General features: G+C 48.2%; 1 protein-coding gene. It reads left to right on the top strand.

Annotated elements, in window-relative coordinates; translation table 11 throughout:
* Positions 1-90 precede the first annotated feature (90 nt).
* Positions 91-357 (top strand): benzoate/H(+) symporter BenE family transporter (locus AB4585_RS26745; protein ID WP_372171770.1); only part of this gene is annotated, 267 nt, incomplete at its 3' end.

Genomic DNA, 357 nt, shown 5'->3' with positions numbered 1-357 from the left:
GTACGTTATAGCGCACAAGTGCTATCTTTTGATTTGAGCGTTATTACGCACAAAGGATGCTGTTTATAGTAATAGGGGAAGGGCAAGGGTATGCACGTCAGTCAGTATGGTCAGAAGATCCATCGCTTCTTTAATCTATCTCATGTTACCGCAGGGTTTATTGCGGTGTTGGTCGGCTATACCAGCTCTGCGGTCATTATCTTTCAAGCCGCTAATGCAGCGGGTGCCAGTGCTGAGCAAATCAGTTCATGGCTGTGGGCGCTAGGTGTAGGGATGGCGGTGACCACTATAGGCTTATCCCTCTTTTATAAAACCCCCATATTAACGGCATGGTCGACACCTGGGGCTGCATTACTG

Source organism: Vibrio sp. 10N.222.49.C9, from assembly GCF_041474985.1.
GTDB lineage: Bacteria > Pseudomonadota > Gammaproteobacteria > Enterobacterales > Vibrionaceae > Vibrio > Vibrio crassostreae_C.
Note: the sequence above shows the minus strand (reverse complement) of the source record. Positions and strands in the feature narration are given on the sequence as shown.